Annotated in this window: 19 protein-coding genes; 10 read left to right on the plus strand and 9 right to left on the minus strand. The window is 67.4% G+C overall.

Annotation, left to right across the window (positions count from 1 at the left end; all coding sequences use genetic code 11):
* Positions 1-314 precede the first annotated feature (314 nt).
* The 3 genes from AC5P88_RS03815 (at position 315) to AC5P88_RS03825 (ending at position 4039) form a co-directional block, all read left to right on the plus strand.
* The gene (locus AC5P88_RS03815; RefSeq protein ID WP_495224341.1) at positions 315-1793 is read left to right on the plus strand and encodes an AlkA N-terminal domain-containing protein; all 1479 of its coding nucleotides are present in this window, start codon (positions 315-317) and stop codon (positions 1791-1793) included.
* Positions 1790-2281, plus strand: coding sequence for a methylated-DNA--[protein]-cysteine S-methyltransferase (locus AC5P88_RS03820; protein WP_106550394.1), 492 nt, complete (start codon positions 1790-1792; stop codon positions 2279-2281). The genes AC5P88_RS03815 and AC5P88_RS03820 overlap by 4 nt, the downstream gene beginning before the upstream one ends.
* 507 nt (positions 2282-2788) lie before the next feature.
* A complete protein-coding gene (locus AC5P88_RS03825; protein WP_495224342.1) occupies positions 2789-4039 on the plus strand; it encodes an alkaline phosphatase family protein in 1251 nt (416 codons plus the stop codon).
* Positions 4040-4191: 152 nt separating this feature from the next.
* Here AC5P88_RS03825 and AC5P88_RS03830 read toward each other — a convergent pair whose 3' ends face one another.
* Both AC5P88_RS03830 and AC5P88_RS03835 read right to left on the minus strand, forming a co-directional pair.
* Entirely contained in the window at positions 4192-4371 is a 180-nt protein-coding gene (locus tag AC5P88_RS03830; protein WP_004150462.1) for a 30S ribosomal protein THX, read from the minus strand.
* Between the two features lie 110 nt (positions 4372-4481).
* Positions 4482-4895: a MerC domain-containing protein gene (locus tag AC5P88_RS03835; protein WP_019338435.1), complete on the minus strand. Its 414-nt coding sequence runs from the start codon at positions 4893-4895 to the stop codon at positions 4482-4484.
* Between the two features lie 135 nt (positions 4896-5030).
* On the opposite strand from AC5P88_RS03835, the gene AC5P88_RS03840 reads away from it, so the two are divergent.
* The 4 genes from AC5P88_RS03840 (at position 5031) to AC5P88_RS03855 (ending at position 10894) form a co-directional block, all read left to right on the plus strand.
* Positions 5031-7238: a TonB-dependent receptor gene (locus AC5P88_RS03840; RefSeq protein WP_495224343.1), complete on the plus strand. Its 2208-nt coding sequence runs from the start codon at positions 5031-5033 to the stop codon at positions 7236-7238.
* A 245-nt stretch (positions 7239-7483) separates the two neighbouring features.
* Complete coding sequence (locus AC5P88_RS03845; RefSeq protein WP_106551349.1) at positions 7484-8050, plus strand: TetR/AcrR family transcriptional regulator; 567 nt, start codon at positions 7484-7486, stop codon at positions 8048-8050.
* Positions 8050-9723 (plus strand): MFS transporter, encoded by a 1674-nt coding sequence (locus tag AC5P88_RS03850; RefSeq protein WP_495224345.1) that lies wholly within the window; start codon positions 8050-8052, stop codon positions 9721-9723. Before AC5P88_RS03845 ends, AC5P88_RS03850 begins: the two co-directional genes overlap by 1 nt.
* A gap of 10 nt (positions 9724-9733) precedes the next feature.
* Complete coding sequence (locus AC5P88_RS03855; RefSeq protein WP_495224346.1) at positions 9734-10894, plus strand: HlyD family secretion protein; 1161 nt, start codon at positions 9734-9736, stop codon at positions 10892-10894.
* Positions 10895-11063: 169 nt separating this feature from the next.
* Here the strand turns inward: AC5P88_RS03855 and AC5P88_RS03860 are convergent, their stop codons facing one another.
* The 7 genes from AC5P88_RS03860 to creB all read right to left on the minus strand — a co-directional run bounded on the left by AC5P88_RS03860 (position 11064) and on the right by creB (position 18950).
* Complete coding sequence (locus AC5P88_RS03860) at positions 11064-11555, minus strand: Fur family transcriptional regulator (protein ID WP_004150412.1); 492 nt, start codon at positions 11553-11555, stop codon at positions 11064-11066.
* Positions 11556-11589: 34 nt separating this feature from the next.
* Positions 11590-12993 carry a glutamate--tRNA ligase gene (gltX, locus tag AC5P88_RS03865; RefSeq protein ID WP_106551052.1) on the minus strand — a complete coding sequence of 468 codons (1404 nt, stop codon included), beginning with the start codon at positions 12991-12993 and terminating at the stop codon, positions 11590-11592.
* A gap of 154 nt (positions 12994-13147) precedes the next feature.
* On the minus strand, positions 13148-14740 hold the full coding sequence (locus tag AC5P88_RS03870; RefSeq protein ID WP_495224347.1) for a M28 family metallopeptidase: 1593 nt from the start codon (positions 14738-14740) through the stop codon (positions 13148-13150).
* Between the two features lie 198 nt (positions 14741-14938).
* On the minus strand, positions 14939-15349 hold the full coding sequence (locus tag AC5P88_RS03875; protein ID WP_495224348.1) for a hypothetical protein: 411 nt from the start codon (positions 15347-15349) through the stop codon (positions 14939-14941).
* A 10-nt stretch (positions 15350-15359) separates the two neighbouring features.
* Positions 15360-16679, minus strand: a complete 1320-nt coding sequence (creD, locus tag AC5P88_RS03880; protein WP_495224349.1) for a cell envelope integrity protein CreD — start codon at positions 16677-16679, stop codon at positions 15360-15362.
* 81 nt (positions 16680-16760) lie between these two features.
* Entirely contained in the window at positions 16761-18221 is a 1461-nt protein-coding gene (creC, locus tag AC5P88_RS03885) for a two-component system sensor histidine kinase CreC (RefSeq protein WP_495224350.1), read from the minus strand.
* A gap of 3 nt (positions 18222-18224) precedes the next feature.
* A complete protein-coding gene (gene creB / locus AC5P88_RS03890; protein ID WP_111112078.1) occupies positions 18225-18950 on the minus strand; it encodes a two-component system response regulator CreB in 726 nt (241 codons plus the stop codon).
* Positions 18951-18985: 35 nt separating this feature from the next.
* Here creB and AC5P88_RS03895 point away from each other — a divergent pair, with 35 nt between their 5' ends.
* The 3 genes from AC5P88_RS03895 (at position 18986) to mfd (ending at position 24075) form a co-directional block, all read left to right on the plus strand.
* Positions 18986-19843: a 23S rRNA (adenine(2030)-N(6))-methyltransferase RlmJ gene (locus tag AC5P88_RS03895; RefSeq protein ID WP_106551045.1), complete on the plus strand. Its 858-nt coding sequence runs from the start codon at positions 18986-18988 to the stop codon at positions 19841-19843.
* 95 nt (positions 19844-19938) lie between these two features.
* Positions 19939-20484 carry a GNAT family N-acetyltransferase gene (locus AC5P88_RS03900; RefSeq protein ID WP_004150340.1) on the plus strand — a complete coding sequence of 182 codons (546 nt, stop codon included), beginning with the start codon at positions 19939-19941 and terminating at the stop codon, positions 20482-20484.
* Between the two features lie 126 nt (positions 20485-20610).
* Positions 20611-24075, plus strand: a complete 3465-nt coding sequence (mfd, locus tag AC5P88_RS03905; protein ID WP_495224352.1) for a transcription-repair coupling factor — start codon at positions 20611-20613, stop codon at positions 24073-24075.
* Positions 24076-24110: the final 35 nt, after the last annotated feature.

The raw sequence follows: 24110 nt of genomic DNA on the forward strand, positions 1-24110 counted from the left end.
CGACGCCCGAAGCAGACCGATCCCCGCCTAAGGACAGTCGCGGCGTCCCTCCGGAGGCTGCCGGCCAGCGGCCGGCACTACCGTGCCCGCTTGCCGGAGAGATCCAAGCCTCCCCAGCAACACAGTTGCTACAGGGACGTATTTACGGCGTCTCCCGCAACCGGACCCACCCCGCCATCCCACGGATTGCCCGCTTTTGACGTTGACGTTGACGTTGATTCGGCAGGTGCAGGGCGCAGCCCTGCCGAACCCCCTTCAGCATCCATGTCCGAATGTGGCGAGTATCGCCGCCCTCGCAGGCCTAGACTGGCGCCATGGACACCGCCCTCGCCCTTGACACCGCCGCCTGCGACCGCGCCCGCCTGGCCCGCGACGCACGCTTCGACGGCGTGTTCTTCACCGCCGTGCGCAGCACCGGCATCTACTGCCGCCCTGTCTGCCCGGCGCCGCCGCCGAAACCACGCAACATCACCTACTACCCGACCGCCGCCGCGGCCGCTGCCGCCGGTTACCGCCCCTGCCTGCGCTGCCGCCCGGAACTGGCGCCACAGGCCCAGCAGGCCCTCGCCGGGCAGACCGTACAGCGCGCCTTGGCCATCATCCAGGGCGGCTTCCTGCAGGAGCAACCGGTAGCGGACCTGGCGCAGAAGATCGGACTCAGCGCGCGCCAGCTGCAGCGCCTGTTCGTCGAACATCTCGGCGCAACACCCGGGCAGATCCATGCCACCCACCGCCTGCTGCTGGCCAAGCAGCTGCTGACCGAAACCACGCTGCCGGTGACCGACGTCGCGCTGGCCGCCGGCTACAACAGCCTGCGTCGTTTCAATACCGCGTTCCTGCAGGGCTGTGGCATGGCGCCGACCGCGCTGCGCCGCCAGCATCAACCGTTGGCAGCCGATGATGGCGGCCTGGTGCTGCGCCTGGTGTATCGCCCGCCACTGGATTTCCCACGCATGCTGGCGTTCCTGCGCAAGCGCAGCCTGCCCGGCATCGAGCTGATCGGCGAAGACAGCTACCAGCGCGTGCTCGGCACACCCGAACGCCCCACGCTGCTGCGCGTCACCGCCGACCCGAAACGGCCGGAACTGCGCCTGCAGCTGGGTGCCGTCGATCCACGCCTGATCCCCGACATCGTGCGCCGGGTACGTCGCGTGTTCGACCTCGATGCCGATCTGCAGCAGGTCCACGCAGCCCTGGGCGAGGAACCGCTGCTGGCACGCGGCATTGCCGAACGCCCGGGCCTGCGCGTTCCGGGCGGCTGGGATGGCTTCGAGGTCGGCGTACGCGCCGTGCTCGGCCAGCAGGTCAGCGTCGCCGCCGCCACTACCTTTGCGCGGCGTCTGGTGGATGCGTACGGCGCGCATCTGCCGGGCATGCCGTCCGAGTTCGATCGCCAGTTCCCGGCGCCCGAGGTACTGGCCGAGGCGCCGCTGGAATCGATCGGCCTGCCGCGCAGCCGCGCCGCCACCGTGCGTGCGCTGGCCGCGGCGTGTGCCAGTGGCCAGCTCGACTTCGGACCCGGCCAGGCATTGGAGGAGTTCGTGGCCCGCTGCGTGGCATTGCCGGGCATCGGCCCATGGACCGCGCAGTACATCGCCCTGCGCGGGCTCGGCCAACCCGATGCCTTCCCCGCTGGCGACCTGGTACTGCAGCAGGTGCTTGGCCATGCGCAGGGCCAGCGCCTGAGCGAACGTGCGACCGAAGCCCGCTCGCAACCGTGGCGCCCGTGGCGCGCCTACGCCGTGCTGCACCTGTGGCACCTGTCCGGCACCTTCGTTGGAGAACCGACATGACCCTGTTGTTCGATCGTTTCGACAGCCCCATCGGCGTGCTGACCATCGCCGGTGACGAGCGTGGCCTGTCACATGTGCTGTTCCCGGAGAACCGCCATCCGGCACGCGGCCGCGACGACTGGCATTACGCGCCGGATGCTTTGCCGGAAGCACGCGACCAGCTGCTGCAGTTCCTGCACGGCGAGCGCAACCAGTTCGACCTGCAGCTTGCGCCACGTGGCACCCCGTTCCAGCTACGCGTGTGGCAGGCACTGGCACTGATCCCGTTCGGCCAGACCTGGAGTTACCTGCAGCTGGCGCAGCACCTGGGCCAACCCAGCGCGACCCGCGCAGTGGGCGCGGCCAACGGCCGCAATCCGCTGCCGATCATCCTGCCCTGCCATCGTGTGATCGGCAGCAACGGCGCGCTGACCGGTTTCGGCGGCGGACTGGAAACCAAGGCCGCGCTGTTGCGGCTGGAACAACGCCAGGCACCGCTGTTCGCCTGAGAGTTGCTGGCCGGGCGGCGCCCGGCACCCGCAGAAGCAACGGCAACGGCAACAGCAACGGCCGAAGCAACAGCAGGGTTCCGTGGGATGCCGTGGTGGGTCCGGTTGCGGGGGACGCCGTAAACCCTTCCATGGGGGCTTGGCCGCGGCTTGCTCGCGTGCGCTGTCCTGCGCACACGGCAAGACCGGGGTTGGGCCTCCTGCCCAACCCGCCCGAGGCATGCCTCGGGCCCATGCCGCGGACACCCCCGCAACCGGACCCACCACGCCTTCGACAGGTTCCTGCGATCTGTCGGAATGGCCTACCGCGCGGCGGCTGGTAGGTGTCGACCTGGGTCGACACGGTAGATCCACGCCATGCGTGGATGGAAGCGTCTGTAATCTACCTGGAGAAGAGCTCCCTTGTTGTTGAAGGGGGCGCGTGGATAAGGAAAAATGCGCGGACACGCTGCGCCCTTCGGTGCAGCGTGTCTTGGGCACGTCATTGCCGCCGCTTATGATGTTGGGATGACTTCCGTACGCCTGACCTGCGCGCTGGCGCTGCTGCTGCCATTGGCCGCCTGCACCACCACGCCCGCCCCTTCCGCCTCCGTTCCCGCCGCTGCTGCAACGGCCGCGCCGCCGAAGCTGCTGTTGATCTCCATCGACGGCCTGCGCGCCGATGCGCTGGACCGCGGGCTTACCCCGAACCTGCAGCGACTGATCGACGGCGGCGTCCGCGCGCGCTGGATGACGCCTTCGTACCCCTCGCTGACCTTCCCCAACCACTACACCATCGTCACTGGCCTGCGCCCGGACCACCACGGCATCGTCAACAACAGCATGGACGATGCAGCACTGGGACGTTTCGAACTGAGCAACCGCGAGGCGGTCACCACCAGTGGCTGGTGGGGCGGTGAACCGATCTGGGTCGGCGCAGAGAACGTCGGCGTGCGCACCGCCACCACCTCGTGGCCGGGCAGCGAGTCGGAAATCCGCGGCGTGCGCCCTAGCCAGTGGCGCGTCTATGACGGGCAGGAGCCGCTGGAGCAGCGCGCCGGTATCGTCCTCGACTGGCTGGCGCAGACCGACGCCGATGCGCCGCGACTGACCACGCTGTACATGGAACACGTGGACAAGGCCGGCCATCACTACGGCCCGGATTCGAAGCAGTACGCCGACGCCATCGTGCGTGCCGACCAGATCATCGGGCAGGTACTGGACGGCCTGCGGCAGCGTGGGCTGGCATCCACCACCAATGTGATCGTGGTGTCTGACCACGGCATGGCCAGCGTGGCCGATGGCCACGTGATCGCGACCGAATCGATGGTCGATCCGGCCATCGCGCGCAATGTCAGCCAGGGCCAATCTGTAGGGTTCGCCCCTCTGCCCGGCCGTGAAACGGATGCCGAGCGCGCGCTGCTTGGCCGCCATGCGCATTACGAATGCTGGAAGAAGGAAAACCTGCCACCGCGCTGGCATTACGGTACGCACCCGCGGGTTCCGGACATCGTCTGCGCCATGGATGAAGGCTGGGATGCGCTGCACCGCGAAAAGATCGCCAAGCGCGCCAAGCAGGACCGGGGTTCGCACGGCTACGACAACGCGCTGCCGTCGATGCGTGCGGTGTTCGTGGCCGGTGGCCCATCGTTCCGCCAGGGCCTGGTGATCGACGGTTTCGACAACGTCGATGTCTACCCGCTGCTGGCCCACCTGCTGCAGGTACCGGCAGCACCGAACGACGGCAATCCGGAAACGCTGAAGCAGACCCTGCGTTGATCGAATGTCTCCGCCGGGCATGGCCCGGCGCTACCACGCCAGTGTGGGTAGCGCCGGGCCATGCCCGGCGAACGCGGTGGCCCGGACGGCACGCATAAAAAAAACGCGGCGCCAGGCGCCGCGTTTTTCCTTGAACCGGTCGTTCGGCCGGATCAGGCCTTGGCGACGGCCTTCTTCGCCACAGCCTTCTTCGCCGGAGCCTTGGCCACGGTCTTCTTGGCAACCGGAGCGGCGGCGCCTACGGCGACCTTGCTCGCGGTGTGCGAACGGGCGTTGCCGTAGCTGGCGTTGTAGCGCTTGCCCTTGGCGGTCTTGCGGTCACCCTTACCCATGTCTTCAACTCCTCAAATGTGAAATCTGGTTACCCCGTACTGACACGGGTTCGGCGGGGCCGCCTTGTTGGGCGCCCCCGCGCACGATCGAAAATCCTATCACGGAGCGCCTAGTGCGCGCAGCTGGCGTCGTGCACGTGACCGTGGTTGAGGCGCAGGTTGACCAGATGGGCAACGCCAACCAACAGGCCGCCGACGGTCATCACCACCGCATGCGGCACCGCATTGTGATGCAGCGGGTCGTACAGCACGCCCGCCCACAGAGCGACCAGGCCGGGAATCAGGAAGCCCAGCGCGCGCAGCGCACCATGGCGGCGGTAGCCCCAGACCAGGCTGAACAGACCCAGCAGGGTCACGAACACCACCAGTGCCTGCTCCACGCCGTCGCTCAGCCAGAACGACAGGCCCAGCGACGGCGCCGCCGCCAGCAGCACGGGGATCACCGCGCAGTGCACCGCGCACAGCATCGAACCAGTGGCGCCGAAACGGTCGAGCAGGTGGCGCAGGCGTGAGGACAGGGACATGACTTCCAGCAGGGTCGGCGAATCGTTATGGAATAATATAACATTCATTCCCGACCCGCACTGCTTCCCTCCCCCTGTCCCGCTGACGGGATTCGTGCGCCCAGCGATTGATATACAGTAACAAAGGACTTCTTCATGCCCGCCCACACCCCGCGGCTCAAGCCGCATTCCCTGGCCCTGGCTCTGGCCACCCTGCTGCCGTCCATTGCCTTTGCAGCCGGCCAAGACACCTCCCATCGTGACCGCCACCTGACTGAACTGTCGTCCGTGCAGGTCACCGCGTCGCCGCTGCAGGGCGATGCCGAATCGTTGGCGCGCCCGGTTGACGTGCTGGCTGGCGAGCGCCTGGACGAGCAGAAGGCCGGTACCCTCGGCGACACCGTGGCCAAGCTGCCGGGCGTGCAGAGCACCTTCTTCGGCCCCGGCGTCGGTCGGCCGATCATCCGCGGCCAGGAAGGCCCGCGCGTTGCCGTGCTGTCCAACGGCATGGGCAACATGGATGCATCCACCGTCAGTGCGGACCATGCCACCAGCATCGAGCCGTTCCTGGCTGACCAGATCGAAGTGCTGAAGGGGCCGGCCACGCTGCTGTTCGGCAGCGGCGCCATTGGTGGTGCGGTCAATGTGGTCGACGGCCGCATCGCGCGCGAGCTGCCGGAGCGACCGCTCAGCGGTCGTGCCGAACTGCGCGGCAATTCGGTGAACAACGAGCGCAGCGGCATGTTCCGCCTCGATGGCGTCAGCGGCAATGTCGTGCTTCATGTGGACGGCCTGGTGCGCAATGGCGACGACTACCGCATTCCCGGCTATGCGGTGATCGACAGCCTGGAAGACCACCACGACGACCACGACCATGACCACGCAGGCGAGGAAGGCGAAGAGCCGCGCCGCGGCCGCCTCGACAACAGCTCCATCCGCACCCGCGCCGGCGGCGTCGGCGCGACCTGGCTGGGCGAAGGCGGCTACTTCGGCGTGTCGGCCAGCACCTACCGCACCAATTACGGCATTCCCAACGGCGCGCACGTGCACGCCGATGGCGACGATCACGGCCATGACCACGGCCACGACCATGGCGACGAAGAGGAAGGCGGCGACGAGCATGACGTGCGCATCGACATGGTGCAGAACCGCTTCGAGACCAAGGCCGGCATCTACAACCCGGTCTCGTTCCTGAAGAACATCAACGCACGCGTGGCCTACACCGACTACGAGCACGTGGAGCTGGAGGCCGGCACGCCGTCGACCCGCTTCACCAACCGTGGCATCGAAGCACGCCTGGAGGCCGTACAGCAACAGATCGGTGGCTGGGACGGTGCCTTCGGCCTGCAGTTCGGCAACAGTGATTTCGGCGCCAAGGGCGAAGAGGCGTTCGTTCCGGATACCGGCACGAAGAACATCGGCCTGTTCGTACTGCAGGAAAAGCAGTTCGGCCCGTTCAAGCTGGAACTGGGCGGCCGCCACGACCAGGTCAAGCTGGACCCGACCGGTGACTACCGTCGCCGCACCTTCGGCGCCACCAACCTGTCGGCTGCCGGCATCTGGAAGCTCAACGACGCAGTCGACCTGCGCATCGGCGTGGACAGCTCCGAGCGTGCACCGACCAATGAAGAGCTGTACGCTGCCGGTGCGCACATTGCTACCCGTTCGCTGGAAATCGGCGACGGCAACCTCAAGACCGAGCGCGGCCAGCGCGTGGAACTGGGCATCCACACCCACAGCGAGCGCCTGGACTTCTCGGCGTCGGTCTACCAGACCAGGTTCAAGGACTTCATCTACCTGGCCGACACCGGGGTGACCGAGAGCCTGCCGGTCCGCGCCTGGACCCAGCAGGATGCGGTGTTCCGCGGCGCCGAGGCCGAAGCGCTGGTGCACCTGTTCGAGGGTGGCGCCGGTGACTGGGACCTGCGCCTGTTCGGTGACTACGTGAAGGCCAAGCTGGATGGCAGCGGCAGCCGCAATCTCGACATCGCCGTGCCGCACGGCGACCACAGCCACAATTACTCGGTGGAACTGGCCAATACCGGCTACCTGCCGCGCATCGCACCGGCCCGCGTCGGCGCCGACCTGCGCTGGTCGAAGGATGGCTGGCGCGCATCGGTCGGTGCGGTGCGCTACAGCCGCCAGAAGGACGTGGCGCAGAACGAGGAGCCGAGCAACGGCTACACTCTGGTCGATGCGCACCTGGCCTACCGTTGGGACCGCAACGCCAGCAACAGCTACGAGGTCTTCCTGGATGGCAGCAACCTGACCAACCGCGAAGTGCGTCCGCATACGTCGCTGCTGCGTGACTACTCGCCGCTGCCGGGCCGTGGTGTCGCATTCGGCATCCGCGCGTTCTTCTGATCGCGTAACCGGGGGGCGGATCCCTTTCCGACGGAAAGGGCTCTGCCCCCAGAGCAACAGCATCCACGCGTGGCGTGGATCTACCGACCGGCAGGGGTCGGATCCCACGGGGGCCTTAGGGTCCCCGTTCTCGTTGGGGCCGATACCATCACGCATTCGTCACAAAGATGTGCGTACGACAACAAGCGGACAATCCCGTCACTCAATGTCTCGCCAACCGGACACTAATGTCCGAAAATATACCCATGACCGCCCAACGTGCCGATGCCGCTGCCCGCCGCGCCCTCATCCTCGACGCCGCCGATCATGTCTTCGGCCAACACGGTGTCACCGCCCCGCTGGACCTGGTGGTTGAACGCGCCCAGGTGGGCCGCGCCACCCTGTACCGCAACTTCCCCGACCGCACCGCGCTGATCCAGGCGCTGCTGCAACGTACGGTCGACCGCATCCGGCGCCAGGTCGAACAGCTCGGCGACCGCGACGATGCCCTGTTCGAGGTGTTCGAGGGCATGGCCCAGCGCATCATCGATTCACCGGCGCTGGCCGATTACTGGCGCGCCGTCGATTCGGATGTGCCAGCCATGCGCACCGCGCGCGAAACCGTGCGCGACCTGCTGGAGGTGCCGATCGCCCGCGCCAAGGCAGCCGGCCTGTGCCGGGCCGATCTGGAAAAGACGGATATTTCACTGATCTCGGGCATGCTGGGGGCTGCCCTGCGCGGCAAAACCCGCGACGAGCGTGCCCAGTTGGCCGGGCGTGCCCTGCAGCTGCTGCGCGGGGGTCTCCAGGGAGCAGCCAGCGAGGCCCGCTGATGGTCCAGCCGTATCTGAAGCCGGTTCCGGATTGGGAGGAGCACGAGAAGCCGACCATGCCCGGTTCGGCATCGATGCCCTGGCATCCGCCGTATCGGCGCGTGGCCTATGCACTGGTGTCGCTGCTGGTGGCGATCACCGGCGGCCTCGGCAATGCGCTGGTGACTGCCAACCTGCCGTTCCTGCAGGGCCAGCTGGCGCTGACCCCGACCCAGGGCAGCTGGCTGGTGGCGGCCTATGCCATGGTCAATGTCACGGCCAACCTGCTGGCCTTCAAGTTCCGCCAGCAGTACGGCATCCGCCTGTTCGCCGAGATCGGGCTGGGCCTGTATGCAGCGTTGGCAGTGCTGCATTTGTTCGTCGGCAGTTTCGAGACCACGATGCTGACCCGTGCCGCCAGCGGCTTCGCCGGCGCGGCCTGTTCGACCCTGGGCACGCTGTACATGCTGCAGGCGCTGCCGCGGCGGTTCACCGGCAATCTGCTGGTGGTCGGGGTAGGCCTTTCGCAGCTGGCGGTGCCGATCGCCTGGATCGTTTCGCCAGGCCTGGTCGATACCGGCCAGTGGCACCAGCTGTATTCCTTCGAAGCCGGCCTGGCGCTGTGTGCGTTTGCCGCCGTGGTGGTGCTGAAGCTGCCGCCCGGCATCCAGATCAAGGCCTTCGAACCGCTGGACTTCCTCACCTTCGCGTTGCTGGCACCGGCGGTCGCGCTGCTGGTGATCGTGCTGGCGCAGGGCTACACGCGCTGGTGGCTCAACACGCCGTGGCTGGGCTGGGCATTGGTTGCCTCGATCGCGCTGTCCACTACCGCCTTCATCATCGAGCACTACCGGCGCAACCCGCTGCTGCAGACACGCTGGCTGGCCAGCCTGCCGGTGCTGCATTTCATCATCGGTGCCTTCCTGATCCGCTTCCTGACCACCGAGCAGTCCTACGGCGTGGTCAACCTGATGCGCACGCTCGGCATGGGCCCTGATCAGTTGCGGCCGCTGTTCGTGGTGATTCTTGCCGGCGTGATCACCGGTATCGCCGGCACTGCACTGACCTTCGGGCCCAAACGGCTGATCCCGCAGCTGCTGATGGCGATCCTGCTGCTCGGTGCCGCCGCGTTCTTCGACCAGCACCGCACCAGCATGGACCGCCCGCACGACTTCTATGTCAGCCAGTTCCTGGCCTCGGTCGGCGCCGGCATGTTCATGGGCCCGCTGATCATGCTTGGCATCACCGCCGCCCTCAAACAGGGCGCGGACCACATCATCACCTTCCTGGTGACGCTGTCGATCACGCAGACCCTGGGGGGCCTGGCCGGATCGGCGGTGCTGGGCACCTTCCAGCTGCATCGCGAACAGCTGTATTCCAGCGCGCTGACCAGCCAGCTCGACCCGGCCGATCCGGTGGTGGCGCAGCGCCTGCGTATCCAGCAGCAGCTGTATGCTGCCCAGATCACCGATCCGGTGCTGCGCAGTGCGCAGGGCAGCGCGCAGCTGGCGCAGACGACGCGCCGCGAAGCCAACGTGCGCGGCTTCAATGATGTGTTCACGCTGAGTGGCTGGCTGGCCATCGGCTTCCTGTGCTGGTTGCTGCTGCTCTCGCTGCGCACCGCCGTGCTCAAGCAATGGCGCAAGCGCCATCCCATCTCCCCTGCTGCGGCCACGCCGGCCGCATCCTGTTGAGTCCGTCCTCATGCCTCCCATCCCGCCCCGCCCTGACGATACCGACGCCGACAACGTCACCCCACCGCCACCGACCGATGCGGCGCCAGCGCCCACGCCGGCTGCACCGGCAGCCGCACCGAAGTACCTCAAGCCCAGCGCGCGCAGTGTGGTGGTGATGGTGGTGGTGGCACTGCTGGGCATCGCGCTGATCCTGCGTGCCTGGCACCTGTGGCCCTTCACCAGCAGCGTGATGGTGACTGACAACGCCTATGTGCGCGGACAGATCACGGTGATGGCACCGCAGGTGAACGGCTACGTGACCGAGGTGCTGGTGAAAGACTTCCAGCACGTGAAGGAGGGCGCGCCGCTGCTGCGCATCGATGACCGTATCTACGCACAGCGTGTCGCGCAGGCGCAGGCAACGCTGGACAGCGCGCGCGCGGCGCTGGCCAACTCCGACCAGTCGCAGGCCCAGAACCGCGCACAGATCGCCTCCGCGCATGCCACGCTGTCGGCCGGCCAGGCCGAACTGCAGCGTTCGCGCAATGAATTGAAACGCTACGAGGAACTGGCTGCGCAGCAGCTGGTGTCCGTCAACGACCGCGACAAGTTCCGCACCACCCAGGCCTCGGCGCAGGCCAGCGTGCAGCAGTCGCAGGCGCAGATCCGCATTGCCGAGGAAACCCTGGTTTCGACCCAGGTCGCGCGCAAGAGCCTGGAGGCGCAGGTGGAGAGTGCGCAGGCACAGCTGGAACTGGCGCGCATCGATCTGGCCAACACCGTGATCCATGCGCCGCGCGACGGCCAGATCAGCGAGGCCAGCGTGCGCGTTGGCCAGTACGTCGCGGCCGGTTCGCAGCTGCTGTTCCTGGTGCCTGACACGCTGTGGGTGGTGGCCAACTACAAGGAAGGCCAGACCTGGGGAATGGCGATCGGCCAGCCGGCCTCGTTCTCGGTGGACGCGTTCCAGGGCCAGGTGCTGCGGGGCCGCGTGCAGGAGATCGCGCCGGCTACCGGGTCGGAATTCAGCGTGCTGCGCCCCGACAATGCCAGCGGCAACTTCACCAAAGTGGTGCAGCGGCTGCCGGTGCGGATATCGATCAATGAAGGCCAGAAGCTGGCAGCAGAGTTGCGGCCCGGCATGTCGGTGATCGTGCGGGTGGATACCGCAAGCAAGCCGATGGACTAGCCTGCGGCCTGGTGGATTCGGCTGGTGGACTCGGCTGGGTAGAGTCGACTGTTAGTCGACTGCTCTTCCATGGGCCCCATGAACACCCCGCGCTGCGCGCGGTAGTCGACTAACAGTCGACTCTACCCAGTCGACTCTACCCAGTCGGCTCTACCCCGCGCCCTCGCGCTCAGCCCGCGCAGCGCGCGCAGAGGCCGTGCACTTCCAGGGTCTGTGCCTGCGGCTGGAAGCCCAGCTCCTTGGCACGCTTTTCCAGCTGGGTGACGATCTCGCGGTCTTCCAGCTCCACCGCACTGTGGCAGCTGTTGCAGATCAGGAACGGCACCGAATGCGCGGCGCTGCTGGGATGGTGGCAGGCCACGAACGCATTCACCGATTCCAGCTTGTGCACGAAGCCGTTGGCCATCAGGAAGTCCAGCGCGCGGTACACGGTGGGCGGGGCGTCAGCGCCCACGCCCTTGCCGTTGCGTACCCATTCCAGCAGCTCGTAGGCCTTGACCGGCTTGCCGGCCTCGGCGATCAGCTTCAGCACATTGGCGCGGATCGGGGTCAGGCGCAGCCCGCGTTCGCGCGAGACGCGCTCGACCACCGCCACGAAATCCGATGCGTCATGGACGTGGTGGTGCGGGGCCGTACAGGCAGTGGCGGTCTTGGCGGGCATGCGTGTTCTCCGGTTCGGGCCTGGCAAGGATGCCTCAGGCCGTTGCTACCTTGGTGATGGCCACATCAATGCGTTTCAAGGCCTGCTCGCGGCCGGCCAGGTACACGGTATGGGAAATGTCAGGGCTGACCTGGGTGCCGGTGATGGCCACGCGCAGCGGCTGGGCGACCTTGCCCATGCCGATCTCCAGCGCGGCGGCGGCGTCGTGCAGGGCCACGCCCACCGACTCGGCGGTCCATTCCGGCAGGGCTGCCAGCAGTTCGCGGGCCTTGCCCAGCGCCACCTCGGCACCGGCCTTGAAGTGCTTGGCCACGGCGGCTTCGTCGTACTCGGTCAGCGGCTGGTACCAGACCACGGCCTTTTCGGCCATTTCCTTCAGGGTCTGCACGCGCTCACGCAGGGCGATCACCACGTCCTCCGGGGCCGGGCCGGCGGCCACGTCCAGGCCCAGCTTCTGCAGCTGGTAGACCAGATGCGGCACGATGGCGCCCACATCCTCGGTCTTCAGGAAGTGCTGGTTGACCCAGCCCAGCTTGGCCATGTCCAGCCGCGAGGCCTTCGAATTGCAGTCCTTCACGTCGAACAGGTCGATCAGTTCCTGGCGGCTGAACAGCTCCTGGTCACCGTGCGACCAGCCCAGGCGGGCCAGGTAGCTCAGCAGCGCGTCGGGCAGGTAGCCGGCGTCCTTGTACTGCATCACGTCGGCCGCGCCGGTGCGCTTGGACAGCTTGGCGCCCTGCTCGTCCAGGATCATCGGCATGTGACCGAACTTCGGCACCGGGGCGCCGATGCCTTCGTACAGGTTGATCTGGCGCGGGGTGTTGTTGATGTGGTCGTCACCGCGGATGACCTCGGTGATGCCCATGTCCCAATCGTCCACCACCACCGCAAAGTTGTAGGTGGGGTAGCCGTCCGGACGGAAGATGACCATGTCATCCAGCTCGCTGTTGGCGATCTCGATGCGGCCCTTGATCAGGTCGTCGAACACCACCGTACCTTCCAGCGGGTTCTTGAAGCGGATGACGCGGTTCGGGTCGTCCTTGCGCGGCAGGCCCAGCTCGCGCGCAGCCCCGTTGTAGCGCGGCTTCTCCTGCTTGGCCATCGCGGCCTCGCGCATCGCGTCCAGCTCTTCGCGGGTCTCGTAGGCGTAGTACGCCTTGCCATCGGCCACCAGCTGCTCGGCCACTTCCAGGTAGCGGGCCACGCGGTCGGTCTGGTAGATCGGGCCCTCGTCGTAATCCAGGCCCAGCCACTCCATCGCCTCCAGGATGGCGTCGATCGCCCCCTGGGTGCTGCGTTCACGGTCGGTATCCTCGATGCGCAGCACGAACTCGCCGCCACGGTGGCGGGCCTCCAGCCAGCAGTACAGCGCAGTGCGGGCACCACCAATGTGCAGGTAGCCGGTGGGACTGGGGGCGAAGCGGGTGCGGCAGGTCATGGACGGCTCGAGGAACGGGAATTCCCCGATTTTACCAGCCCTCCGCCCCCGACGGAAAAAGGGGACGGAGGGGATTAAGTCGCGATTGCCCAGCCTCTGGGCGCTGCAACCGGGAAACGGAGGGGAGAAACGACTTAATCCCCTCCGTCCCCTTTTACGGTTCCTGCTTGCGCGGGAAGGACTGCTCGCGCATCGCGGCGTTGTAGGCGAACGAGGCGACGATGGCGGCGGCCTGCTTCAGGTCTTCCGGTTCGGCATGGTCCCAGGTGTCCAGGTGGCTGTGGTGGACATTGGTGAAGTAGTCCAGCCGGTCCTGGATGAACTGGAAGCCCGGCAGGCCGATGCGGTCGAAGCTGATGTGGTCGGTGCTGCCGGTGTTGCGGGTGGCCACGGTGGTGGCGCCCACGTCATGGAACGGCGCCAGCCACGCTTCGAAGATCGGCATCGCCGCCAGGTTTTCCTGCGCGTAGATGCCACGGAAGCGGCCGGAGCCGTTGTCCATGTTGAAGTAGACCTGGAACTTGCTGTAGTCGCGGGTCTTCTGCAGTGCACCGGTCGGCTCGCGCAGCGACGCCGGCAGCGCCTTCTGCGCCGGGTCGGTCGGTTCCGGGAACTGGCCGAAGTGCTTGGCCACGTAGGCCTGCGAGCCGATCAGGCCCTGCTCTTCACCGCTCCACAGCGCCACGCGGATGGTACGCCTGGGCTTGGCGCCGGTGGCCTTGAGGATGCGCATCGCTTCCATCATCACCGCCACGCCGGCGGCATTGTCGGCCGCACCGGTACCGCTGTGCCAGGAATCCAGGTGCGCGCCGATCATCACCACTTCATCCGGCTTGCTGCTGCCGCGGATCTCGGCCAGCGTGTTGTAGCCCGGCTGGTTGGCCTCGTCGGTGAAACGTGCGGCCACATCCACGCGCAGGCGTACCGTCTGCTTGGCCTCCAGCGCGCGCACCAACGGATTGAAGTGTTCGCTGATCATCGCCAGCTCGGGGATGCCCACCGACTCGCCGGCTTTGCGCGAACCACCACCGGCAACCCGGATGATGCCGTTGTCCCAGCTGCTGATGCTGATCGAGGCCAGTGCGCCCTCTTCGACGAAGAACGCATTGACCTTGGCCGCCAGCTGCTGGCGCTCCTGGTACTCCTTGACCCGTTTGGCGCGCTCGGCGGTAGCGTCCTTGTCCTTGGGCAGGGTGAACTCCTGCAGGCCCTCGAGCGAGGTCGCGTCGTGGCGGTGCGAATCGGGCTCGGTGCCACGCTTGTATTCGCGTGCCTCGCCCAGCAGCAGGATCCTGCCGCGCAGCTTGCCACGGTACTTCTCGATGTCTTCGGGCTTCTTGATCTCGACCTGCACCAGCTCGCCTTCGACCGGCCCCTTCGTACCGGGGGTCCAAGCCTTCGGCAGCGCATGCAGCGGCTGCACGCGGTCACCCAGCATTTCCACGCTGGCCGAGGTGAACTCCCAGCCACGGCCGAAGTCATCGAAGGCTTCGTCGTGGACGTTGTCCAGCTTCCATTCGTTGAACTTGCCGCGGGTCCAGGCGTTGGCGCGGCCCATCGCCGGCGAGTTGGTCAGGCGCGGGCCGATGCGCTCGGTGAGATAACTGAAGGTGTCCATCACCTGCGAACGGTGGAAGGCCTCCTGGCGGATGCGGCTGACCATGTCCAGGTCCACCGTTTCGCGCTGCTGCGCCCCTGCATTGCCACCCATCACCAGCGCTGCGGCCAGCACGCCCCACTTCAACACATCGCACCCCTGCCTTTCGGCTCGATCATCAACCCATCGAGTCTAGCCAGCAGGGGCGCGGCGATACCGTCCCATCGGTCATGGGGCAGGAGCGTGCGAACCAAGGTTCGCACCCACAGGTGACCGGTCGGTTCGCACCCACCAAAGGGCTGGGGTTCCCACCTGTAGATCCACGCCATGCGTGGATGAACAGCCGAATCACCCACTCCATCCCAACCACAACTGCGCCCGCTCCGGCAGCAACAGCAACCAGTGCCGCCGATCAATGCTGCTGCAGCCATACACCGCCGCATGTGCCGGCCAGTCATCCGGCAGGCCGCCGATGCCGATCTCGGCCAGCGCCTCCGGCCCGGCCCTCCATGGCCGGTAGCGCGGCACCTTGCCCGCCAGTGCGCCGCGTCCCTGCCGCGCACCCTGCAGCCATGCCAGCCCCTGCCCCTGCAATCCCTCGCAGGTCTCCGCGGCCAGCTGGAAGCGGACCAGGCCGGGGGCGATCCGTGCGCCCGGCAGGGCCGCCAGCACGCCATGTGCCTGCAGCAGTGCATCCACTTCCAGCAGGGCCGGAATGCCCTGCCGTGCCCGTTGCCGCAATCCCTGGCGCCAGCCCATGGCGTGCTCCTTACTTCAGTTCCGCGCCAAGCGCGTACCAATCGACCCGGCGGGTCACCCACATCGCCAGCGCCAGGATCACGAACAGCAGCAGCGAACCCATCAGCAAGGCGTTGTTTTCCGAGACCAGCAGGCCGTACAGCGCGCCGTACAGCACGGTCAACAGCGCGGCGAAGCCGAGGCCGCGCTTCCAGTGGCCCAGCACGTTGGCCAGGTACACCGCCTGCAGGCCGATGCACGCCACCGCTGACACCAGGTAGGCCTTCCAGAACGCGATGTGCTCGGACAGGCTGATCAGCAGCAGGAAGAAGATCGCCAGTGCCAGGCCGACCATCAGGTACTGCAACGGGTGGATGCGCAGGGACTTGATCAGCTCGAACAGGATGAAGCCGACGAAGGTGAGCAGCACGAACAGCACGCCATACTTGGAAGCGCGGTCGGCCTGGGTGTAGGTGTCGACCGGATCGACCAGCGACACCGTCACCGCCTGCGAATCGATGGCCCCCTCACTGCGCAGCTGACGCTGGGCATCGGACGCCAGCGAAGACACCGCCCAGCGCGCATCGAAGCCCTGCGCATCAACGCGGCGCTCATTCGGTAGGAAGGCGCCGCTGAACGACGGATGCGGCCAGCTGGAACGCAGTGCGATGTGGGTATCATCGCCCACCGGCACCACCGACAGCATGCGGCTTCCGTCCAGGCGCAGCTCCAGCTCCACGGTGCTGGCGGCCAGCGTGCCGCCATGGTCTTCGGCGAATCCGGCGACCGGTGCATGCAGGCCGCGGCCGACTTCGCTGGCTGAGCCGACGCCGGGCAGCAGGCGCAGCTGCTTGCCATCCACGCGCAGATTCGGCGTACCGACCAGGCCACGAACGTCGGAAACCCCCACCGCCACATACGGCTGACCGTAGCTGCGGCCCGCCTTCACCGGATAGTCGTCCTCGGCGAAGGTTGCCTTCATCTGGCCGTTCCAGCTGTACACCGGCACCTTGAACAGGCCGACCTCACGCTGGCTCGGCAGCATTTCACCGCCGACCTCCAGCGACGCCGGCATCTGCAGCCAGTGCCCTTCGGTGACCTGTACCTCGGTCTTCTTGACGCCCAGCGGGTCGACCAGCTCAACCTGCTTGCGCTCCACCCACGGCACCACCCGCACCGGGCCGACCAGCTGCTGTGCACCGGCGCGGCTGTCGGCCACCCGCGCGAAGGCCTCGTCGCGGTACGCACTGCGTTCGTTGATGACACCGCGGATCATCGTCAGCGGAACCAGCAGCAGCAGGATCAGCCCGCCGACAATGGCGAACCGCAGCAGCATCTTCAGGGATTTCATGGTCCATCCTCGTTGGAGAGGGCTGCAGGATGGACCGCTGCAGTGAGCAGGGTTTGTGGCGAATTTGAAGCGAATGTGAAGTCAGCGGCGGGGACGCTGGCCCGGTGTACCCAGCGGCAACCACAGGCTGGCCACGGTACCGCCGCCGTCGCGGGCATCGACGCTGGCGCGGCCATCATGCAGGCGCGCGACCTCCTGCACGAACGGCAGGCCCAGGCCGGAACTGCGCCGTCCGCTGCCGGGGCGGGCCAGCGAATAGAAGCGTTCGAACACCCGTTCGCGTGCATAGTCGGGAATGCCGGCACCACGATCGGCCACCTGCAGGCGCACGCCCTGCCCGTCCGCCTCGGCCTGCAACGCGATCTCCGCGCCGGCCGGAGAGAACGCAATCGCGTTGTCGATCAGGTTGTGCAGTGCCTGCCGCAGCAGGTAGCCGTCGCCCTGCACCTGCAGGTCGGGCACGCTGCCGATGCGGACCTGCACGCCCGCCGCCTGCGCGCGCACCTGCGCGGCCGCGGCGGCATCGGCCAACAAGGTTGGCAGCGCGATTGGATCGCGGGTCTGCAGCCAGCCATGCTGTTCCACTTCGGCCAGCGCCAGCAGTTTGTCGATGGTCTCGGTCAACCGCTCCTGCTGATCGACGATGCTGCGCGCGAAATGCATGCGATCGGCTTCCGGCAGCGGCTCCTGCAGCAGCTCGGCCGCACCGCGGATCGCCGCCAATGGACTCTTCATTTCATGCGTCAGCGACTGCACGTACTGCTCGACGTAAGCCTTGCCCTCCAGCTTGCGGCGCATGGTTTCCAGCGCCTGACCCAGATCGCCGATCTCGTCGCGGCGGCGGCGCGGCGGTGGCACCGGTTCGCCGGCGCTGACCGCCCGCGCATAGCGGCTGAGCTGGCCCAGGCCAGTGGTAAGCCACATCGTCACCAGCACGCCGACCAGCGCCGACAAGCCGATCAGCCAGGCACCGCGCTCGATGATGGCGCGCTGGCTGGCCGCGATGAACGGATCGATGCTGCGGTTGGGCTGGGCCAGGCTGAGCACGCCGATCAGGGTGTGCCCATCGGCCGGGTCGTACACCGGCGCCGCCACGTGCATCACTGTATCGCCTTCCTCACCCGGTGTTTCCGGGCTGGAGCGGGCGCCATACTCGCCGCGCAGCGTGCGGTACACATCATTCCAGCGCGAGTTGTCGCGCCCCAGGTCGCGGCCCAGCGAGTCGTAGATGACGATGCCCTTGGCATCGGTGATGGTCACCCGGTAATCCAGCGAGCGCTTCGGGAAGCGCCAGACCATCGCCTTCAGGTCACGCTGCCGTGCCTTGGCGAGGTTGCGGGTGAAGCTGCCGCTGCGGATGGTGCCGGCCTTGACGTCGGCGGCGGCCATTTCGGCCAGCACGTTGGCCGCATCGACCAGGGTCGATTCCATCGCCTGGCGCACACCGGGCTTCACCTCGTTGACGAACACCCGCATCACGAAGAAGGCGGCGATGCCGGTGATCAGGAAGAAGCCCAGGAACAGCTTCAGTACCAGGCGCATCGGCTAGACCTCCAGCGCGTAGCCAAGGCCACGGTGGGTACGGATCGGATCATCGCTGGCGCCGGCCGCACGCAGCTTGGCGCGCAGCGTCTTTACATGCGTATCAACGGTCCGGTCAGCACTGTCGGCGCTGCTGTCCCAGCCACGGTCCATCAGCTGGGCACGGCTGAGAATGGCGCCGGGGCGCTGCAGCAGCGCCTCCAGCAGCGCGTACTCGTAACGGGTCAGGTCCAGTGCCTGGCCATGGAAGCGGATACGCCGGCCTTCACGGTCGATGGCGAAGGCGCCATGTTCCTGCCAGCCCGCATCGGCGCCGGATGCTGCCACGACCGGTGCCGCGCGGCGCAGGCGCGCACGCACCCGCGCCACCAGTTCGCGCGGCGAGAACGGCTTGGTCATGTAATCGTCGGCGCCCAGCTCCAGGCCGAGCACGCGATCCACTTCATCGTTGCGGGCGGTCAGGAAGATCACCGGCAGCTGGGCCGCCGGTCCGGGCTGCGCTCGCAGCCGCCGGCACACCTCGAAGCCGCCCAGGTCGGGCAGGCCCACGTCCAGCACTACCACATCGATATCCCCGGCCTGCAGCCGCTGCAGGGCCTCGCCGCCCAGCAGGCAGTGGCTGGCGGCATAGCCCTCGCTGCGCAGCGCATAGAGCACGGTTTCGGCGATGGCGGCTTCGTCCTCGACTACCAGGACATGGGCAACGGGAGCTGTCATGGCGCGCAGCATAGCCGCTGCGGCCGCCGCCCCGTACACTGCCGCCCATGAACTATCGCCATGCCTTCCATGCCGGCAACCACGCCGATGTGCTCAAGCACATCGTGCAGCTGGCCCTGATCGACAGCTTCAAGCGCAAGGACAGCCCGTTCTTCGTGCTCGACACCCACGGCGGTGCCGGCCGCTACCTGCTGGCCAGCGAAGAGAGCCGCAAGACCCTCGAGGCCGAATCCGGGATCATGCGGCTGATGGCCCAGCCCAAGCTGCCGGAGGTGGTCGAGCGCTACCTGAAGGCGGTACAGGCCGACAACCCGGTGGGCGCGCTGACCAATTATCCGGGCTCGCCGCTGTTGAGCGCGCAGGCCATGCGCTCCCAGGACCGCATGGCGGTGTGCGAGCTGCAGGAAGCCGAAACGGCCACGCTGAAGGCGCTGTTCGCGCATGACAGCCGGGTCGGAGTGCATCCGGGCGATGGCTACGCGTTGCTGCGTTCGCTGCTGCCGCCGAAGTTCAACGGCAGCAAGATCGGCCGCGGCCTGGTGCTGATCGACCCGCCCTACGAGGCGCAGGACGCCGAGTACCAGTCCGTCCTGGCCGCTCTGGCCGAGACCCTGGCACGCTGGCCGCAGGCCACCTGCGCGGTCTGGTTCCCGATCAAGCAGCGCCGCACCATCCTGCATTTCCTGCGCAAGGCCACCGCCCTGCCGGTGAAATCGGCGATGACGATCGAATTCCTGGTGCGCCCGGACGACTCACCGCTGCGCCTCAACGGCAGTGGCATGCTGCTGCTCAACCCGCCCTGGCAGTTCGACCGGGTGGTCGGCCCGGCCCTGCCGGCACTGCGCCAGCACCTGGGCGAGCCCGGTGCCAGCACCCGCCTGGATTGGCTCAAAGCACCCGAATAACGGCCTTCACGAGGCTGTACCGCCGTGAGCCTTTCGTTCACGGAATGCAGCCCCGGTGATGCCACAATCGATGGACCACCAAGGAATCACCCGGTATGGCCACTCGCAACCGCATGCCGCCCTGGCATGAGATCTTCAAGGCTCCCAGCGGCCACGAGCTGCTGATCCGCCCCATCCGCCCGGAAGATGGCGCACCGCTGCAAGCGGCGTTCAGCCTGTTCGGGCCGGAAGAAATCCGTGATCGTTTCCTGCAGGCGGTGACCGAGCTGTCGCCGGAAACCACCCAGCGCCTGACCCATCCCAATCCCAAGACCGAGATCACCCTGGTCGCTGCCGAATCCCTGCCGGCTGGCGAAGCGGTGGTCGGTGCGGTCGCCCGGGCCTCGATCATCCCCGGTACCCGTGAAGCCGAGTACGCGATCCTGATCAGCCGCTTCCTGATCGGCCAGGGCCTGGGCCGGCAGCTGATGCGCAAGCTGGTGAAGTGGGGCCGCGGCAAGTACCTGGACCGCCTGTACGGCGACGTTGCCGCCGAAAACGAGCCGATGAAGCAGCTGGCCGCGTCGCTGGGCTTCAAGCCGGTGCCGCACCCGACTGGCGCCGAAGGCCTGGTGCGGATGGTGCTGGAGCTGGACAACTGAAGGTAGCGCCGGGTCAGGCCCGGCGACATTGATTCAACCGCTGCGCTCGCCGGGCTTGGCCCGGCGCTACCCCGCTCACGTCACGATCATGGGCCCGGCGGGGGCTTCTGCTAAAATCCGGGGTCCATGTCGCGTACCTCATACCCCGCCCCGCCGCTGCCGCGTGCCGGCCAGCTCCGCGCCTGGTGGCGCGCCCCCGCTTCGCCGACCGCCCTGGCCTGGTACCTGGCCCAGGCTGCGCGTGCGCACGACGCTCCGCTGCTGGTGATCACCCGTGACAACCACGGCGCCAACCAGCTTGAAGCCGACCTGCACACCCTGCTCGGCGGCGACCCCGCCCTGCCGGTGGTCGCTTTCCCGGACTGGGAAACCCTGCCCTACGACCGCTTCAGCCCGCATCCGGACATCATCTCGCAGCGCCTGTCGGCCCTGCACCGCCTGCCCACGCTGAAGCGCGGCCTGGTGATCGTGCCGGTGCAGACCCTGCTGCAGCAGCTGGCCCCGCGCAGCTATGTGATCGGTGGCAGCTTCGACCTGAAGGTCGGCCAGCGCCTGGACCTGGAAGCGGAGAAGCGACGCCTGGAAAGCGCCGGCTACCGCAACGTGCCGCAGGTGATGGACCCGGGTGATTTCGCCGTGCGCGGCGGTCTGCTCGACGTGTTCCCGATGGGTGCCGATGAGCCGTTGCGTGTCGAACTGCTGGACGAGGACATCGACTCGATCCGCGCCTTCGACCCGGAAAGCCAGCGTTCGCTGGACAGGGTCGAAGCGGTGCACATGCTGCCCGGCCGCGAAGTCCCGATGGACGAGGCCAGCATCGCCCGCGTGCTGGCCACGCTGCGCGAGCGCTTCGATGTCGATACCCGGCGCAGCGCGCTGTACCAGGACCTGAAGTCCGGGCTGGCCCCGGCGGGCGTCGAGTACTACCTGCCGCTGTTCTTCGAGCGCACCGCAACCCTGTTCGATTACTTGCCCGACGGCAGCCTGCCGGTGGTCTGCGCCGGTGCCGGCGAAGCCGCCGAGGCGTTCTGGGCGCAGACCGGCGAGCGCTACGAACAGCGCCGCCACGATGTCGAACGGCCGCTGCTGCCGCCATCGGCGCTGTACCTGTCGCCGGAACTGCTGCGCGAGCGCCTGAACGACGCCCCGCGCATCGAGGTGTGGGCTGCTGACCACGCACGCATCGCCGACGCGCACCCATTGGGCGACCAGCCGTTGCCGCCCTTGCCGGTGGCCGCGCGCGACGCACCGGCCGGTGACGCACTGAAATCCTTCCTCGGCCACTACCCGGGCCGCGTGCTGATCGCCGCCGATTCGCCCGGCCGTCGTGAAGCCCTGCTGGAAGTGCTGCAGGCCGCCGAGCTGAAACCACCGGTGGTGGCCGACCTGCCCGCGTTCCTCGCCGACGATGCGCGCTTCGCGATCGCGGTGGCGCCGCTGGAGGATGGCTTCGCACTGGACGATCCGCGCATTGCGGTGCTGACCGAACGCCAGCTGTTCCCCGAGCGCGCCGGCAGCACCCGCCGTACTCGCCGTGCCGGCCGCGAGCCGGAAGCGATCATCCGCGATCTCGGCGAGCTGACCGAGGGCGCGCCGATCGTGCACGAGGACCATGGCGTCGGCCGCTACCGTGGTCTGATCGCGATGGACGTCGGCGGCATGCCCGGCGAGTTCCTCGAAATCGAGTATGCCAAGGGTGACCGGCTGTACGTACCGGTCGCCCAGCTGCACCTGATCAGCCGCTACTCGGGCGCCTCGGCGGAAACCGCGCCGCTGCATTCGCTGGGTGGCGAGCAGTGGAGCAAGGCCAAGCGCAAGGCCGCCGAGAAGGTGCGCGACGTCGCTGCCGAACTGCTGGAGATCCAGGCCCGCCGCCAGGCGCGTGCCGGCCTGGCACTGCAGGTGGACCGCGCGATGTATGAGCCGTTCGCGGCCGGCTTCCCGTTCGAGGAAACGCCAGACCAGCTGGCCGCGATCGATGCCACCCTGCGCGACCTGGCCAGCAGCCAGCCGATGGACCGTGTGGTCTGCGGCGACGTCGGCTTCGGCAAGACCGAGGTCGCCGTGCGCGCCGCGTTCGCCGCCGCCAGCGCCGGCAAACAGGTGGCCGTGCTGGTGCCGACCACGTTGCTGGCCGAACAGCATTACCGTAACTTCCGCGACCGCTTCGCCGATTACCCGCTGAAGGTCGAGGTGCTGTCGCGCTTCAAGACCACCAAGGAAATCAAGGCCGAACTGGAGAAGGTTGCCGCCGGCACCATCGACGTCATCGTCGGTACCCACCGCCTGCTGCAGCCGGACGTGAAGTTCAAGGACCTGGGCATGGTCATCGTCGATGAGGAACAGCGCTTCGGCGTGCGCCAGAAGGAAGCGCTGAAGGCGCTGCGCGCCAACGTGCACCTGCTGACGCTGACTGCCACGCCGATCCCGCGCACGCTCAACATGGCCATGGCCGGCCTGCGCGACCTGTCGATCATTGCCACGCCGCCGCCGAACCGGCTGGCGGTGCAGACCTTCATCACCCAGTGGGACAACGCACTGCTGCGCGAAGCCTTCCAGCGCGAGCTGGCGCGCGGTGGCCAGCTGTACTTCCTGCACAACGACGTGGAAAGCATCGGCCGCATGCAGCGCGAGCTGTCCGAGCTGGTGCCGGAAGCGCGCATCGGCATTGCCCATGGGCAGATGCCCGAGCGCGAGCTGGAAAAGGTGATGCTGGACTTCCAGAAGCAGCGCTTCAACGCGCTTCTGTCGACCACGATCATCGAGTCGGGCATCGACATCCCCAACGCCAACACCATCATCATCAACCGCGCCGACCGCTTCGGCCTGGCCCAGCTGCACCAGCTGCGCGGCCGCGTCGGCCGTTCGCACCATCGCGCCTACGCCTACCTGGTGGCGCCGGACCGCCGATCGATCACCCCGGACGCCGAGAAGCGCCTGGAAGCGATCGCCTCGATGGACGAACTGGGCGCCGGCTTCACCCTGGCCACGCACGATCTGGAGATCCGCGGTGCCGGTGAGCTGCTCGGCGAGGACCAGAGCGGGCAGATGGCCGAGGTCGGCTTCAGCCTGTATACCGAGCTGCTGGAACGCGCGGTACGCAGCATCAAGCAGGGCAAGCTGCCCGACCTGGATGCTGGCGAGGAAGTGCGCGGTGCCGAGGTCGAGCTGCACGTGCCGGCGCTGATTCCGGAAGATTACCTGCCAGACGTGCACACTCGACTGACCCTGTACAAGCGCATTTCCAGCGCGCGCGACAGCGATGCGCTGCGCGAGCTGCAGGTAGAGATGATCGATCGTTTCGGCCTGCTGCCGGATGCCGCCAAGCACCTGTTCGCCATCGCAGAACTGAAGCTGAAAGCCAACACGCTGGGCATCCGCAAGCTGGACCTGGGCGAGAATGGTGGCCGCATCGTGTTCGAGTCCAAGCCGAACATCGATCCGATGGCGGTGATCCAGCTGATCCAGAAACAACCGAACCTCTACGCCATGGAAGGGCCTGACAAGCTGCGCATCAAGCATCCGCTGCCGTTGCCGGAAGACCGCTTCAACGCGGCCCGCGCCCTTCTGACCACCCTCGCCCCGGGTTGATCGCCCCCGAATACCCCGCACCGGTCCCCACCCGG

It is taken from the genome of Stenotrophomonas sp. YJH_SMC_8 (genome assembly GCF_059371315.1).

Excerpts from the sequence above, each read along its gene's own strand:
- AC5P88_RS03815 (WP_495224341.1), top strand. The coding sequence starts at position 315 with ATGGACACCGCCCTCGCCCTTGACACCGCCGCCTGCGACCGCGCCCGC.
- AC5P88_RS03820 (WP_106550394.1), top strand. The coding sequence starts at position 1,790 with ATGACCCTGTTGTTCGATCGTTTCGACAGCCCCATCGGCGTGCTGACC.
- AC5P88_RS03825 (WP_495224342.1), top strand. The coding sequence starts at position 2,789 with ATGACTTCCGTACGCCTGACCTGCGCGCTGGCGCTGCTGCTGCCATTG.
- AC5P88_RS03830 (WP_004150462.1), bottom strand. The coding sequence starts at position 4,371 with ATGGGTAAGGGTGACCGCAAGACCGCCAAGGGCAAGCGCTACAACGCC.
- AC5P88_RS03835 (WP_019338435.1), bottom strand. The coding sequence starts at position 4,895 with ATGTCCCTGTCCTCACGCCTGCGCCACCTGCTCGACCGTTTCGGCGCC.
- AC5P88_RS03840 (WP_495224343.1), top strand. The coding sequence starts at position 5,031 with ATGCCCGCCCACACCCCGCGGCTCAAGCCGCATTCCCTGGCCCTGGCT.
- AC5P88_RS03845 (WP_106551349.1), top strand. The coding sequence starts at position 7,484 with ATGACCGCCCAACGTGCCGATGCCGCTGCCCGCCGCGCCCTCATCCTC.
- AC5P88_RS03850 (WP_495224345.1), top strand. The coding sequence starts at position 8,050 with ATGGTCCAGCCGTATCTGAAGCCGGTTCCGGATTGGGAGGAGCACGAG.
- AC5P88_RS03855 (WP_495224346.1), top strand. The coding sequence starts at position 9,734 with ATGCCTCCCATCCCGCCCCGCCCTGACGATACCGACGCCGACAACGTC.
- AC5P88_RS03860 (WP_004150412.1), bottom strand. The coding sequence starts at position 11,555 with ATGCCCGCCAAGACCGCCACTGCCTGTACGGCCCCGCACCACCACGTC.
- gltX (WP_106551052.1), bottom strand. The coding sequence starts at position 12,993 with ATGACCTGCCGCACCCGCTTCGCCCCCAGTCCCACCGGCTACCTGCAC.
- AC5P88_RS03875 (WP_495224348.1), bottom strand. The coding sequence starts at position 15,349 with ATGGGCTGGCGCCAGGGATTGCGGCAACGGGCACGGCAGGGCATTCCG.
- creD (WP_495224349.1), bottom strand. The coding sequence starts at position 16,679 with ATGAAATCCCTGAAGATGCTGCTGCGGTTCGCCATTGTCGGCGGGCTG.
- creC (WP_495224350.1), bottom strand. The coding sequence starts at position 18,221 with ATGCGCCTGGTACTGAAGCTGTTCCTGGGCTTCTTCCTGATCACCGGC.
- creB (WP_111112078.1), bottom strand. The coding sequence starts at position 18,950 with ATGCTGCGCGCCATGACAGCTCCCGTTGCCCATGTCCTGGTAGTCGAG.
- AC5P88_RS03895 (WP_106551045.1), top strand. The coding sequence starts at position 18,986 with ATGAACTATCGCCATGCCTTCCATGCCGGCAACCACGCCGATGTGCTC.
- AC5P88_RS03900 (WP_004150340.1), top strand. The coding sequence starts at position 19,939 with ATGGCCACTCGCAACCGCATGCCGCCCTGGCATGAGATCTTCAAGGCT.
- mfd (WP_495224352.1), top strand. The coding sequence starts at position 20,611 with ATGTCGCGTACCTCATACCCCGCCCCGCCGCTGCCGCGTGCCGGCCAG.